Source organism: Butyricimonas faecihominis, from assembly GCF_033096445.1.
Classification (GTDB): domain Bacteria; phylum Bacteroidota; class Bacteroidia; order Bacteroidales; family Marinifilaceae; genus Butyricimonas; species Butyricimonas faecihominis.
Map to the genome: position 1 here is coordinate 708628 of NZ_AP028155.1, position 13874 is coordinate 722501.

Below are 13874 nucleotides of genomic sequence, written 5' to 3' on the forward strand. Positions count from 1 at the left end.
GCAGAAGATGATGATGAAAAGAATATTATTGGCATGTGTCTCTTTATTTTTCTTGGGATGTGGAAATTTCTTGGATATAAATCCCGAATCGGAGGTAGTGAACGATGATATGTTCAGTACGGCGGAAGGTGTGGAGGATGCGTTGTATGGGGTGTATATGTCGATGGTGAAGGAGGATATGTATGGTGGGGATATGTCTGTGTTGATACCGGAGTTGTTGGGGCAAAATTTTGTTACGGATGATGGAACTTACAGGTATTTGTCTACATTGAATTTTGCAAGTCAATCGGCAAAATATATTGCAAAGGATATGTGGAAAGCGAGTTATCTCGTAATTAGCTATCTAAACAATATTATAGAGAATTTAGATCAGAAGAGTGTGAAAGATTTTAAGTATTATGACTTATATCGTGGAGAAGCTTTAGGATTGAGAGCGGCGATCCATTTTGATTTATTGCGATTGTTTGCTGTTCACGTGAATTCAACGGATGAAAATGCGAAAACGGAGGCTATTCCTTATGTAACGAAGTATACTTTTAAAGTAACTCCTTTTTCATCAGTGGAAGAAGTGTATGAGAAAATCATTGCAGATCTGAAAGAGGCTGAAACTTGTTTGGCTGAAGATGAGACCTTGATGCCGAAGATTCGTAAAGGTGGAGAAAAGGGATTTACGGGAGCCAGAGAATTACATTTTAATTTGTATGCAGCGCAAGCAATGTTAGCTAGAGTGTATTGGATGAAAGGGGATTTGGAAAACGCAAAAAAGTATGCGAATAAAGTAATTCAATCGGAAAAGTTCCAATTTGTGAATCAAGAGGATTTGTCGACATTCATGAAGAGACGCATTTCTTTGTCCGAGACGATTTGGGGATTATATACGACGAATATTAGTTCGTATTTGTATGATAGACATGCTGCGAAAACTATAATGATTCTTCATAATGGCTGGAAATTATTATATAAAAATGCAGAAGGACCGGAACTGGGGGAAGATAAACGGTTATCTGCTTGGTTTCTTTCTAAAGAAAATACAGGGAATTCAAAAGATATTTGTGTCAAAATCATGGATGAATCAAATGATGCCTCTGAATATTCCGGAGGTGCATATTTCGGTTTTAGTATGATTCGTATTCCGGAAATGTATTATATTATGGCTGAGGCCTTATTGGGGGAAGGAGATAAAGAACGTGCAAGAGATTATTTGAATGCCGTGGTGTCGGCTAGAGGTATGGTGAAATTTGCAGATCGGGATGTGGGTAAAGATATTACTTTGGATGATATTATGAATGAACGGAGAAAAGAGTTATTTGGAGAAGGGCAATGGTGGTTTTGTTTAAAAAGATTGAATCGGGATATTTATGTTCATGCGTTAGGTGCAACTTTAAAAGGGAGTGATAGAATCTACACCTTGCCTTTACCCACGGAAGAGCTTGATCCTCGTTAAATTATAAAATTAGAAAACGTATGATGACAAAGTATTTGATATATACAGGAATATTCCTTCTGTTAGGAGCTTGTTCGAACAAGGCTATCTATTACAATCCGGACCAGAAGAGAAGTATCTATTTTAATTGGGATCTTAATAAATATGTTTCTAACGTGGCTCCCGATACTGTATTTTTCAGTTTCGCAATTTATGAAGAGAAAGAGGTGGAGTATCGTATTCCGGTGAAGAGTATGGGAATGTCTGTTGATGAGGATCAATGTTTTGAGTTGGAAGTCGTGGAGGATTCAACCACAGCGGAATTCGGTAAACATTATGAGTTTGGTACTTTGATCATTCCTAAAAATGAAGTGGAAGGCGTGTTACCCTTGAAGTTGAAACGGACGGAGGACCTGATGAATCATCCTGTTCTTCTTTATTTGAAGTTTCGGGAGAACGACTATTTCAGACCGATGGAAGGGGATCATTATTGCCTTTCCATTATAGATGGGAAATTGGCGAAACCGGCTTGGTGGACCAGTTATTACCTAGGAGAATATAACAATAATAATGATAGATTATATTTGAAGATACTGGAAAATTTTTGGGCCTTGGAAGAGTTAAAACCCGTGTTTTATGCCGAAAAAGAGAAGGAGTACGGGAAGTTTTTGGAAAATGCCCCGACAGCCTTTTTTCAGATGCCGGGAAATATGATTTGGATAAAATACGTGTTGAAACCAGCTTACGAGTATTATAGTGATCCGGAAAACACGTACGAAGGGTTTGCCATGGTTGATCCGGATCGGTTTATTCGTTAAGCAAATAAAAGTTATTGGAGATGAAAACGAAATACAGTATCGGGATCTTGTGTTTTACCTTATTCGGATTGGGTGCCTGTCTGGATGATCAGTCTTCGTTGGGAGATCGGGAGTTATCGGAAATCACAATTTCCGCACCTCATGACACGCTGACGGCTTATTTCGGTGAGGAATTTGTGGTAAGTGATTTGAGCGTGGAACAATCCGGAGAAGAGCTACCTCTCGCTTATGAATGGAGTTACGGAACGTTGAATACGGATGAAAATGGAATGGCGTCCTATCCGATTAAAGATTCGTTACATATCGTGTCGCACGATCCGGAATTGAGATATGCTTTTCGGGAACTGGGAACTTTCGGGTTACGATTGAGGGTTGATAACGGGGAAACGATCCGGTATAAATATTTTGTTTTACAGATAGATACCGAGTTTTCGGAGGGAATCACGGTGTTAAGTCGGGATGGGGATGGAAAAGGACGGATTTCTTTTATGAGAACACTAACAAAGGAGAAAATTAATACCGGGAAAGCACCTACGTTCCGGACGGATATAATGGAGCAGATAAACCCGCAAACGAAAATGGAAGATGTGACCGACATGGTGCAGGTAAATAATCGTTTATTGGTTTGTTCCGGTGAGGAGGGAAGGATTTATAATATGGATTCCCGGACTTTCGATGTTGAAGGAATGACCTCGTTTAAGGAATTATATCCGGGATGTGCTTTCGTGAAGTTTGCCGGGGTTTCTGCTAATAATAACATATATCTCATCTCTCGTGACAGACGGGGATACGTGTATGATTACGGTTTAGATGAATTAGTGCTGACAGAATATTTTAAAAATCTGGATGTTGATGCGGCAGTTTCGGTGGATAGACCCGTGTTTGTTAATTATGAAACGTCCGTGTTTTATTCACCCTCGCTCGGAGGGGTAAATAGCTCTTTAAACAGGTATGTCGATTTTAATATTTGGGGTATTTGTCCTGTTGGGAGTAGCGTGTATGTCATAGCTACCTATAAAGTGATGCCTTCCTATATCTATTTGTCCCAGACAACTTTCAGCTTAGGAAACCCGACGATTCTTCAATTCTATGATAGTCCGGTTTCACTGAAAGTTAACCGGAATTCGTTGCTTGCCGGAAGTAAATCATGTGATTGTCTGTATTACACGTGTGAGGATGGTATATATTATTGGGATTTGAAGAATCGGTTGGCAACAACCCCTGTTATTTCGATACCTGAGGGAATGGAGATCACCAGTTTGTCGATGAACACGGATGGAACCTTACTATATGTTGGTTTGTACGAAAAAGATGAAACGGAAGCTCTGAAAGGGCATTTGTATATCTACGATGTAAAGACTTCTGTCTTGGTAAATCAATACCACAATATTGCGGATAAACCTATTGCGATTATTTATAAAGGGCGCGTGTAGTAGAACAGGCAACATTAAAACTTGAAGAATAATTTGTAAGAATCTGATATGATGTTGAATACAATTATTAACTTTGCTGACAGCGTGTAAACGTGTTTTATTTAATAATCAAAAAAATAAAGGGGCATGAAAAGAGTTTTTTTCTTTATTCAAATTTTATTTTTAATAGCTTTGTTTTCCGGGGGTAACTGGGATATCGAGGCTGGTAACGTGAATATGTCTTCGTTGCCTTCACAGGCTCGGGATCAGGCGTATTATTCACAATTGGAACAGAGTGGTAATCGTTATATGAAAGATCATGTGTGGTTAAAAAATGGCGATGATCATATTCAAGTCGGGATTTCTTATTTCATGGTATCTGCAATTGGAAATGCAATTGTTTCTATTTCTCCTGCAAAAGCTGTAGATGAAACTTTTGTAAAGGGTGAATTGCTAGCTGAAATTGAAGGTGCAGATGGTTCTACAAAATTGTATGCGCCTTGTGCCGGAGTGGTTAAGGGGATCAATCCTATGATTGAAAATCCTTACGATATGCAACCTAATCAAGTTTGGGTATATAAATGCCATTTGAAAAGAGATCAATTAGGAAATCTTATGAGTGAGCAAGAGTATGCTCAAGCTATTCAATAGTGCATTTTCTTTTTAATGTTAGAATTTGTCTATCTCCACTCTTCAGCTTACATCCTTTTCCTATTTTGTCGTTATCCTTTCGTTATCTTTCCGTTCCTAGGAGCGAGTGGATAACGACGAATAACGAAGAGATAATGACACGTATGTAAGAGAAGGAGTAGAGATAGACTATTGTAAGTGATCAGAAAGATTTACAACCGATATTATTCCCAGAATATTGCACACGGCTGAGATATAGCTGACTTAAAGCCGAGTTGAGTCGTCTTTGTTAGTCCGGGTTTTCTTAATGTGTATTTTTTGACGGATGTTCACGTGCTTAAATGGGATAGAATACCGCTTTTATATTTATACTCCTTGTTTGTTGCCAAAAAGAGATATGTGCAGCCGATCGCAGAAACGCCACCCGTTTCGGAGGCAATGTTCCAGAGTTTTGGGAATCGAGAGGCTTAATTCTTCGGGAGTGGCTCCCATCGGCATCAATAGGATGTCTTCGTTTCCCCATCCATCCAGTTGTTTTAAAAGTGCCTGTATTTCGATGATTTCGTTTTCCCCGGAGTAAACGAATTTTAGTTGAAAGTCTTTTTTGTTTTTACGGGCATACGTGATAAATGATTGTATAGCCGGGATATTAATGCGGGTCTTGTTGTGGTGGTCCATATGAGGTGCAGGGGGAACAGAGCCGGATAATTTTGGGGAAAGACTAAAAAAGTCGATCATCTCGGCACATTCTTCTACATAAAGCGTGGCGTTGGTTTCGACGGTAATATGAAAATGGGACTCTTTTTTTAATTGTAGGCACAATGCCCGGACTTTATCCGCTTGCAAGAATGGTTCGCCACCTGTGATTACGATATGATCTATGTTTCCCCGGTTATGTCCTATAATTCGCACGATCTCTTCCACGGGCAGGGAGAACGAATTCTCTACTTTAAAGGCCGCGTATGCCGTGTCACATTCGCAAGTATTCCCGGCAAGTGTTTTCCACGTGCAATGGAGGTTACATCCGGCTAACCGAATAAACAGGGAAGGTACACCGTTTAATTTTCCCTCGCCCTGTATCGTTCCTGCAACGTGCAATCCCGAGGCGGGCAGTTCCTTTAGCAATTTACCGTCCTTGTCTTTCGTGATCGGGAAAATACCATCCTTCGCCAAATGTAACATACGTGAGTTTCTTAGTTTTTATCTTTTATCTTAATTCCTTCCCACCACTGATCATTTTTCCATTCTTCCCGGATTGCCTCGGAAAAACGGATGTTGTGAACATTGAAATTCACGAGTTTCAGGTCTTCCCGGAAAGCCTCGGCATACCCGGTTGCCGTTTCATGTACCCGAACGGAGGAGAGTTGTACGTTTCCTTCCCCGTTTTTATGCTCCGTGTTTTGCAGGATTTTGTCGATTAGGTAAAGGAATAACAATGCATATCCTTCAGCAGAAGGAGAGACGGGTATTTCAGCTACCCGGCGGTTGTATTTGTATACAAAAGTCTTCAACTCGTCGGATTCTTCCTGCCACAACGAGTAGGTATGGTCGAAACTATCCACGAGTTCCTTCACCTTATCCAGTAGCACGAAGTCCATCACCATGTATCCCCGGTCCAGCTTGTCGGACGTGATAAATACTTCCACGATATACGAATGTCCATGAATGTTCTCCCGGCAACGGTGTGAAGAACAATTCCGCACGATGTGTGCCCCCTCGAATTTGAATAACTTTCTAATTACCATTTATCAATTTTAAATTTTAAATCCTACTAATTTATTGATTTTAGATTTTAGATTTCCACCCACGAAGTCCACGCTTTTTCAATCGTAAATCGTAATTCATAAATCATAAATTAAATCGGTTTTTTCATTTTCAATTCTCCATTTTTCATTTTCAATTAGACAACGGGTCTTTTATTCCCGCCTCTTCAAATGCTTTGGCCCGGAGAAGGCAGCTATCGCAGGTACCGCAGGGTTTTTCGTCGCCGCGGTAACAAGTCCAAGTGAGGCTGTAATCAACTCCTAAACGATTCCCCAGACGCACCTCGTCGGCCTTGGTCATGTGCATGAAGGGAGCGTGAAGGGTGATTTTTTGTTTTTTCTCGGCACCGAGAACAGTTCCTAGGTTAATGGTTTGTTCCATGGAACGGATGAATTCTTCCCGACAATCCACGTACCCGGAGTAGTCAACCTCACTGACCCCGATAAAGATGTCGGTGATGTCGAGGGCGTCCGCGTAGGAGGCCGCCACGGAAAGAAATACCATGTTCCGGGCAGGAACGTACGTGTCCGGAATGGTGGTTCGATTTATATCCCCATCGTGAATGTCCATCTTCTCGTCCGTGAGGGAACAACCATCCCATTGATTCAGCATGATTTTCACGAATTTGTGTTCTTTCACTCCGGCGGCTTTTGCCACGGCTTTTGCCGCTTTTATCTCTTTATCATGTTTTTGCCCGTACTCGAAAGTGATGGCGTATAATTCATTAAATCCTTGCTCTTTGGCAACGTATAGGGCTGTCGTGGAATCCAGTCCCCCGGATAATAAAACAAGCGCTTTTTTCATGATGTTCTTTTCTCCTGTTATTTATAAATACAAAGGTAATATATTTCGGGTTACGATCAACAGAAAATGAAGAGGGGGATAAACAAGACTTTTTGTCAGTTTTTCGATAGTCGTGAATCTTGCCGTGCAGTATTATTCCCGTTCGTTTCGGTGTTCTTGTCATTATTTTTACTTATGTAAAACTTTTTTTGTTTACTATTTTTTGTCGACAGTGTGTTCTATTTTTCACCTATTTATTTTATATTTGTCAGATACTAATATTTGAAAATCGAAGAGTGTTCATCTTTTTAATGACTAATTCATATTTGATATGTTTGGAAAGAAAAAGAATGAAGATGACACTGAAAAAGTAATGAAAGTCAGTGCTGACAACCTGACAATGATAACAATAGGGACGATAGTGAAAGGGATAATCACTATTGCTGGAGGATTACATCTGGAGGGAACGTTAGAGGGAGACATTATTTGTAAGGGAAAAGTTGTGATTGGTCCACAAGGAAAAGTCAAGGGAAATGTGAACTGTGATACTGCGGTGTTGTATGGTTTGTTGCAAGGAGATATTCGTGCGACGAATGAGCTGTACATGAAATCCGGGTGCATGGTGAAAGGTGATGTTTACACGCGTAAGCTGGAAATAGAGCCGAATGCCGGGTTCGATGGTGTTTGTAATACCACCGGGATGAATGCACCCGTGAAGGAAAAAAACACCAAAATGGAAAAGGTCTTGGTGGTAGAGGAGAAGTAGCCCTAGACTGTATTCTCTTAAAAATAGACTTTTAATTTTCTCATGGTTTGGATGTACGATTTTATGACAAGTGAATGGTCGGTTGTTGAAATGTTTGCATAAATAGCTAGTTGGCACGTGTTTGGTCACGTGTCAATTGGGGGTAAATTATAAAACACTTAAATTGAAATCTAAACAGATAGAAAATGAAACGAGAATTTTTAACACAGTTTATGGAGCGACTTATTGTCGAGTTGGAACGGGAGCAGCGGGATGGTACTGCTCATGTTTATCAGAGTACTTTGAAACGGTTGAAGAAATTTGCGAATGGACGTGAAGTTAGTTTTAAGCAATTGACCCCGGAGTGGTTGTCTCAATTCGAGCGGAAACTGTTGTCCGACCAGTTGAAGTGGAATTCTATTTCAACGTATATGCGGACGCTGAGATCTGTTTATAATCAAGCGGTTGAGCGAGGGATAGCCTCTTATATACCCCGTCTTTTCAGCCGGGTGCATACCGGGATCGATTGTCAGGTGAAAAGGGCGGTTTCCCCGGAGGTAATCTGTCGGTTGATGACAGATAAAAAGCCTTTGCCTGAACGGCTTTCTTTTACCCGGGATATGTTTGTCCTGCTGTTTTTGCTTCGAGGGATGCCTTTTGTTGACTTGGCATTCCTGCGTAAATGTGATTTACAGGGGAACGTGATTGTTTATCACCGGCACAAGACGAGACGAAAACTAACTGTTGTGGTTTGTTCGGAAGCGATGGCCATTATAGAGAAATACAAGGACATGTATCCTGATTCTCCTTATTTGCTCCCTATTATTCAAGATCCCAAGCAGGACGAGTACCGGCAGTATTCTCGGATGTTGCGCCTGCATAACTACCGGTTGCGGCAGGTGGGATATTTCTTGAAGATCAGAGAGCAATTGAGTACTTACGTGGCACGTCATACTTGGGCAACCACGGCGTTGCGACAAAATTATAATTCCAGCCTGATCTGTGACGCGATGGGGCATTCATCGGTAAAGGTGACCGAGACTTATTTCCAGCGTTACCGGGAAGATGAGGTAAACCAATTGAATAATGCACTTGTGGCCTTTGTTTTATCAAAGAAGGTGTTGTGTTGAGAATAATATAGGAATTATGTGATATCAAGAAGGTAAATGTCTGACAATTAGTCAGAAAAAAATCCGTTACTTTGTAGGTAACGGAATCTTTTAATGAGTGCAAATTTATATATATATTTTTATTATTTCAAATAATGCGACGATTATTTTTCAATAGATGGTAAAATAATTCAATTTTTTTTGCGTGATAGTTTTTTTGGAGACAAAAAAACTATTACCCACCTCGATTTTCTGAAAGATGGGCGGAGTTTAGATCGCCTTCCTCGGACTACAAAAATTCATTATATAAATAATAACCCGCCGAAAGACCCCTTTTTATTTGAAATTTTATGTTTTACCGTTACCTACAAAGTAACGGTAAATTTAAATAGTGTGTAGTAAAAATTTTTGATGACATTCTGTCAGATTTCAAATGTTAGGTAATTTTAAAGAATGGGTTATGAAAAAAAGATTTAGTTTATTATGGTCATTGCTTGCAATGGTAGTAGTGTGTGCTTGTTCAAAGAGTGGTGGTTCGGATTATCCGGATCCAGAAAAAGCCGGTTTAACGTTTCAAGTTACTTTTGACAAAACCGGAATGGAAGGTAGAGCTCCGCAATCCACGGCAATTCCAGAAACTTCATGGTCAAATATCAAACAATTACAATTCTTATTGTACAACACGTCCGGTCAAGTGGTTTATTCAACCATCGTGAACCCGACAAGTGCATTGACTACTTTCACGTACACGGACGTACCGGTAGGTACCGGTTACACGTTAGTTGCTGTTGCGAACGTGAAAAGTTCTTCCGATGCAATTACCACTTATTTAGATGGAGGTACAACTCCAACGGAATGGACCATGTGGAATGTGCGTCAGAAGACTCTCCCGAATTTGGTGATAGAGCATAAAGCGGGAGACTTCCCGACATTCTGTTCGTCTAAATTGACCACCGCGGGTAATACTGCTTATACCGAGCCGTCAGAAATTTTCATGGGAGCATCAGCGAGTTTTGATGTTACAACCGGAATTACTACTACAGTACCGGCCATTGCTCTGAAGCGCGAAGTTGCCATGTTGCGTGTTCGTTTGAACGTGAAGGATAGCGAGACGGATAATTTGAACACGGTTGATTTCACGAAAGACGCGTCTATCATGATCTATCGTTTACCCGACAACATGAAAGTTGGGGCTGCAAACGCAGGTGGTGTGAGTTCAACGTCAACCGATGCCAATATATTGGCCGTGAAGGACGGTACTATTTTCAACACGGCTAATCCTACTTCAGGATATGATCCGAAGGTTATTTTGGGTGGTAATTTCACCATGTGGAGAGATATTATCGTGTGGCCGAATAATGGAGGACGTGCTGTTAATGGTGCATCAACAGCGGAAGCATCTACCGATCGGCAGTACTTTATCGTTGTTTCCGGACGTGGAGCAACGGGTCATATTTTGGCAAACGGGGATGAAATGGCCGCTGACGGTCCGGTTTACTGGTCCGGTTTGATCAAGGAGAATTTCACGCCGAACACGATTCGCGAAGTGAATCTGACCTTGCGTTCAGGAGGTACCACGGACGTACCGACCAAGCCTAGAGAAGAAGGTGGTTTGACAATCAGTGTCGGTACGCCGGAGGCTTGGAGTAGTAATATCGTGGAATCAGCACTTACACTGTAAAAGAATTCCTTTTTATACACTCAAGATGATTGCCTGGGAGCGGGATCCTCTGCTCCCGGGGAATCTGAAATCAGTGTAAAATCAACAAAAATATTAAATATGGGAAAGAACAGACTTCTCATAGTATTTACGGGTGTGATTATCCTGCTCGCGTCATGTACCTATGATTATTTTAAAGATGAAACCAATTACCAAGTTTACGTACCCGAAGTGGTGGATAATAAGGTTAGTGACTGTCGTGTACTGGTTTATGACGAGACCGGAGTGTTGGTGGGAGCGCGTTACGAGGCTGCCCCGTGGAAAGATCCCCGTATGAGAGCAGGGTTGTTTAGTTTTAGATTACCCCCCGGTGAATATAAAGTCTATTGTTATACCAACACGGATAGTCTTTCATTTGTGGATGAACAACAACTGGAAACCTCTGCTTTTATGTTGAATAACAGCGATTCCGGGGAGAATCATTACGTGCATCCTTCGGACGTGTTGTTCCAGAAGTTTGTACCTGTGATTGATCATCCGGGAATTTTGCGTACTGACACGGTCGAGTTGGAACATTACACGGGACGTGTAACCGTGCGTTTTAAAAATTTTCCGGGTGATGTGTCTCGCATAGCAAACGTGCAATTGTTGACAGAAGGGGCATCCACCGTGCAGTATTTGAAACATGATACGATAGCCGGTCGGCAGACCTCGGATGACCACATGTTTCATTTCGGAGAGTTACCGGCACAGACGACTGCTGATTACTTAGAGGTGGATCATCGTTATTTACCGTCTGTAGAAGGCGAATTTATGAGACTGAATTATACATTCCTTGATAGTGACGGTATTGCTGTCAATCATTTACCGGTGGAAGTGAAAGATAAACTGACCGGGTTGCCACTCAGGTTATTACATGGTCAACGAATCATTATCGAAATCGATTCTTACACCGTGATTAAAGTTGCGATCGTGGGATGGAATGAAGATATAGAGAGTGGTAATACAAACATGGAATGATGCAATATTCATGAATAAAGAGAATACTATGAAACCAGTTGTACGATATATTTTACTTGTTTCCGTTTTACTTTGCTTGTTTGGTGGGGTGCGGGCGCAAAGTGTCAAGGTAAATATACCTTTATGGTTGACCGGTTCACCTAATATCGGTTTTGAATACACGTTAACGCGACAACTTACAGTGAATGCCGAGGGGGCATGGTTACCGTACATGTTTAAAAAGAACGAGGAGGTTTTCCGCGTGTTAATGGGAGCCGCGGAGTTGCGGTATTATTGGAACCCGCAAAATTTTTACACGAATGATTCATGGGATGGATTTTATATCGGTCCTTACGCCATGTATGGCAATTTTAATATCGGGTTATTGAAGCATAATGACCCGCTTCGGAGCCATCGCCGGAAAGGATGGGGGGTATCGGGAGGTATTACTTTCGGGTACAAGTTTGCTTTTAATTCCCGTTTGGGACTGGATTTGAATCTCGGTGTGGGGTATGCTCATTTCCAGTATGATAAATATAAACTAGGAGGAGAATACGTGAAGTTCCCGTTGGAACTCAAGAAGACCAAACAATGGATTGGTCCGACGAAGTTCGGAGTGAGTCTTACATACAATATATTCCGCTAGTATTACAGATAAAATGTTGCTGAAAATGAGAAAAAAGAAGATACACATTCTCTTGTCGGTTGCCGTGTTCCTTTTCTTGATGGACGGGGCAATTCCAGTCGAGGCGCATGAACGAAAGCTGGGACGGGTGGAGAGACGGGCTGACCGTAATTTTGTTAGACAGAAGTTTAATAAAGCGATGGCGCAGTATGAAACGGCTCTTAAAAAAGAAGAGAATCTGCAAAATCAAGCCGCTCTTCACCTGAAGATCGCACGCTTGTATTTCATGGTACGGGATTATAGTTGGGCTATCGGGCATTACGAGAAGGCGATGGAGCTGGAACGGGATTTGTTCCTCGTGGATGACGTGTGTGATTACATTGATGCGTTGCGTTTCCAAGGTCAGACACGGAAAGCCGAGGCGATTTGCTTGGATAATGCCTATAAAGATCAGTATAGCAGGTACCAACGCTACCAAAATACACTGGAGGCTCTTGCCATGCGTCATTCCGTGCAGGAATTTCCCGGGTTCACGGCCAAACGATTGGCTTTGAACACGCCGAATGCCGAGTTCTGGATCGGGAATTACGGGGAACAACCTTTCTATGCCATCAGTTACAGTAAGTTTAACGATCCCGGGAAGTTGTTTTTCCATCGTACTCACTATTACGAGTTGAAGGAGGCCGGGGAGAAAGTGATGTCACAGAAATCACCGAGATATTCCGATTATTTCCGGAGGATTCCGGTGGATTTGCAGAATGGACCGGTGACGTTTTCACCGGATATGCAGTTGATGGTGACCACGGTGATCGAGTACGATAAAAAGAATGTATCGGTGGAGATGGTGGACAAAAAGCATCGTCCTTTCCGGACTAAATTGTATTATTCGGTGATCAAGAACCAGAGTAAACGTTTTGGAAAGTACATTCCGGTTTTCCCGCAAGACCCAGAAAATTCGTATGCTCATCCTTACTTGTTTAATGACGGAAAATCATTGTTGTTCACTTCTGATATGCCGGGAGGATTCGGTGGATTTGACTTGTACGTCGTTCATTGGGACGAGGAGACGCAAGAGTGGGGAACCCCGATGAATTTGGGGGCGGATGTCAACACGGAAGGGAACGAGATTTTTCCCTTGCTTTACGAGGGACGTCTTATTTTTTCATCTAACGGGTTACCGGGTTTCGGTGGGTATGATCTGTTCAATGCCAACTACGATCACGAGGGAGTAGTTCCGGGCAGCGTGCGTCATTTCCCTTATCCGGTGAATTCGGTTTTCAACGACTATTTTATGTGTCCGCTGGATTTGCGAACCGCTTATTTCGTTTCGGATCGGGAAATGGAGTCCCGGGATGATATTTATTATCTGCAAACCGATGAAGATTTGGGGACCCAACAAGGAGACCCTCATTTCGGGATGAGCGAGGAAAACGCGATTTTGGGCGGGGCTTTGTTACTGAACGGGGCCACGGAAGCGGTTACCAAGGAAACTATTTCACTAAAACGATATGCACCGGAAGGTTTGCTAATGACTCTTTATTTTGATTTCGATTCGGACAAATTGACCCGAGAATCCACTCAATGCCTAGAGCAGTTTATCAATGAAATGGGTACCTACTATTTCACCGAGTTGAGATTTGACGGTTTCGCGGACGAGATGGGTAGTGATAATTACAACTATGCCCTGTCGGCTCGAAGAGCAAAGAGCGTGGCCGAGTTTTTACGGGATCATGGTGTAAATATACAATTCAATATAAAGGCTCACGGCAAGGTGAAACTTTCTCCAGAAGAGATGAAGGAAGAAATGGGAACTCAGTCGGAGGGAAATATTGACTGGATCCAAGTGAATCGTCGGGCAAGACGTGTTGAGATATATCATAAGAGGTAGAATTAAAAAGTAAACGAT

At 41.8% G+C, this 13874-nt stretch carries 13 protein-coding genes; 10 read left to right on the forward strand and 3 right to left on the reverse strand.

The window, feature by feature from the left end; genetic code table 11:
* Positions 1-7: 7 nt before the first annotated feature.
* The 4 genes from R8806_RS02965 to R8806_RS02980 all read left to right on the forward strand — a co-directional run bounded on the left by R8806_RS02965 (position 8) and on the right by R8806_RS02980 (position 4304).
* The gene (locus R8806_RS02965; protein ID WP_229782887.1) at positions 8-1444 is read left to right on the forward strand and encodes a RagB/SusD family nutrient uptake outer membrane protein; all 1437 of its coding nucleotides are present in this window, start codon (positions 8-10) and stop codon (positions 1442-1444) included.
* A 20-nt stretch (positions 1445-1464) separates the two neighbouring features.
* Positions 1465-2241, forward strand: coding sequence for a DUF4843 domain-containing protein (locus R8806_RS02970; RefSeq protein WP_124316243.1), 777 nt, complete (start codon positions 1465-1467; stop codon positions 2239-2241).
* A 20-nt stretch (positions 2242-2261) separates the two neighbouring features.
* Positions 2262-3674, forward strand: coding sequence for a hypothetical protein (locus tag R8806_RS02975; protein ID WP_124316242.1), 1413 nt, complete (start codon positions 2262-2264; stop codon positions 3672-3674).
* A gap of 126 nt (positions 3675-3800) precedes the next feature.
* The gene (locus R8806_RS02980) at positions 3801-4304 is read left to right on the forward strand and encodes a glycine cleavage system protein H (RefSeq protein WP_124316241.1); all 504 of its coding nucleotides are present in this window, start codon (positions 3801-3803) and stop codon (positions 4302-4304) included.
* Positions 4305-4649: 345 nt separating this feature from the next.
* Here R8806_RS02980 and R8806_RS02985 read toward each other — a convergent pair whose 3' ends face one another.
* The 3 genes from R8806_RS02985 to queC form a co-directional block, all read right to left on the reverse strand.
* A complete protein-coding gene (locus tag R8806_RS02985; RefSeq protein ID WP_124316240.1) occupies positions 4650-5465 on the reverse strand; it encodes a 7-carboxy-7-deazaguanine synthase QueE in 816 nt (271 codons plus the stop codon).
* Between the two features lie 11 nt (positions 5466-5476).
* A complete protein-coding gene (locus R8806_RS02990; protein WP_124316239.1) occupies positions 5477-6028 on the reverse strand; it encodes a 6-pyruvoyl trahydropterin synthase family protein in 552 nt (183 codons plus the stop codon).
* 151 nt (positions 6029-6179) lie between these two features.
* Complete coding sequence (gene queC / locus R8806_RS02995; RefSeq protein ID WP_124316238.1) at positions 6180-6851, reverse strand: 7-cyano-7-deazaguanine synthase QueC; 672 nt, start codon at positions 6849-6851, stop codon at positions 6180-6182.
* Between the two features lie 310 nt (positions 6852-7161).
* Between queC and R8806_RS03000 the strand changes: the two genes are divergently transcribed.
* The 6 genes from R8806_RS03000 (at position 7162) to R8806_RS03025 (ending at position 13856) form a co-directional block, all read left to right on the forward strand.
* Entirely contained in the window at positions 7162-7596 is a 435-nt protein-coding gene (locus tag R8806_RS03000; protein ID WP_124316635.1) for a bactofilin family protein, read from the forward strand.
* Between the two features lie 185 nt (positions 7597-7781).
* Positions 7782-8705 (forward strand): tyrosine-type recombinase/integrase, encoded by a 924-nt coding sequence (locus R8806_RS03005; protein WP_124316636.1) that lies wholly within the window; start codon positions 7782-7784, stop codon positions 8703-8705.
* Between the two features lie 439 nt (positions 8706-9144).
* Positions 9145-10365, forward strand: coding sequence for a FimB/Mfa2 family fimbrial subunit (locus tag R8806_RS03010; protein ID WP_124316637.1), 1221 nt, complete (start codon positions 9145-9147; stop codon positions 10363-10365).
* Positions 10366-10464: 99 nt separating this feature from the next.
* Entirely contained in the window at positions 10465-11364 is a 900-nt protein-coding gene (locus tag R8806_RS03015) for a FimB/Mfa2 family fimbrial subunit (protein ID WP_124316638.1), read from the forward strand.
* Between the two features lie 28 nt (positions 11365-11392).
* The gene (locus R8806_RS03020; protein WP_124316639.1) at positions 11393-11989 is read left to right on the forward strand and encodes a DUF3575 domain-containing protein; all 597 of its coding nucleotides are present in this window, start codon (positions 11393-11395) and stop codon (positions 11987-11989) included.
* 25 nt (positions 11990-12014) lie between these two features.
* The gene (locus R8806_RS03025) at positions 12015-13856 is read left to right on the forward strand and encodes an OmpA family protein (RefSeq protein WP_124316640.1); all 1842 of its coding nucleotides are present in this window, start codon (positions 12015-12017) and stop codon (positions 13854-13856) included.
* The last annotated feature ends 18 nt before the right edge of the window (positions 13857-13874 follow it).

Excerpts from the sequence above, each read along its gene's own strand:
- R8806_RS02965 (WP_229782887.1), top strand. The coding sequence starts at position 8 with ATGATGATGAAAAGAATATTATTGGCATGTGTCTCTTTATTTTTCTTG.
- R8806_RS02970 (WP_124316243.1), top strand. The coding sequence starts at position 1,465 with ATGATGACAAAGTATTTGATATATACAGGAATATTCCTTCTGTTAGGA.
- R8806_RS02975 (WP_124316242.1), top strand. The coding sequence starts at position 2,262 with ATGAAAACGAAATACAGTATCGGGATCTTGTGTTTTACCTTATTCGGA.
- R8806_RS02980 (WP_124316241.1), top strand. The coding sequence starts at position 3,801 with ATGAAAAGAGTTTTTTTCTTTATTCAAATTTTATTTTTAATAGCTTTG.
- R8806_RS02985 (WP_124316240.1), bottom strand. The coding sequence starts at position 5,465 with ATGTTACATTTGGCGAAGGATGGTATTTTCCCGATCACGAAAGACAAG.
- R8806_RS02990 (WP_124316239.1), bottom strand. The coding sequence starts at position 6,028 with ATGGTAATTAGAAAGTTATTCAAATTCGAGGGGGCACACATCGTGCGG.
- queC (WP_124316238.1), bottom strand. The coding sequence starts at position 6,851 with ATGAAAAAAGCGCTTGTTTTATTATCCGGGGGACTGGATTCCACGACA.
- R8806_RS03000 (WP_124316635.1), top strand. The coding sequence starts at position 7,162 with ATGTTTGGAAAGAAAAAGAATGAAGATGACACTGAAAAAGTAATGAAA.
- R8806_RS03005 (WP_124316636.1), top strand. The coding sequence starts at position 7,782 with ATGAAACGAGAATTTTTAACACAGTTTATGGAGCGACTTATTGTCGAG.
- R8806_RS03010 (WP_124316637.1), top strand. The coding sequence starts at position 9,145 with ATGAAAAAAAGATTTAGTTTATTATGGTCATTGCTTGCAATGGTAGTA.
- R8806_RS03015 (WP_124316638.1), top strand. The coding sequence starts at position 10,465 with ATGGGAAAGAACAGACTTCTCATAGTATTTACGGGTGTGATTATCCTG.
- R8806_RS03020 (WP_124316639.1), top strand. The coding sequence starts at position 11,393 with ATGAAACCAGTTGTACGATATATTTTACTTGTTTCCGTTTTACTTTGC.
- R8806_RS03025 (WP_124316640.1), top strand. The coding sequence starts at position 12,015 with ATGAGAAAAAAGAAGATACACATTCTCTTGTCGGTTGCCGTGTTCCTT.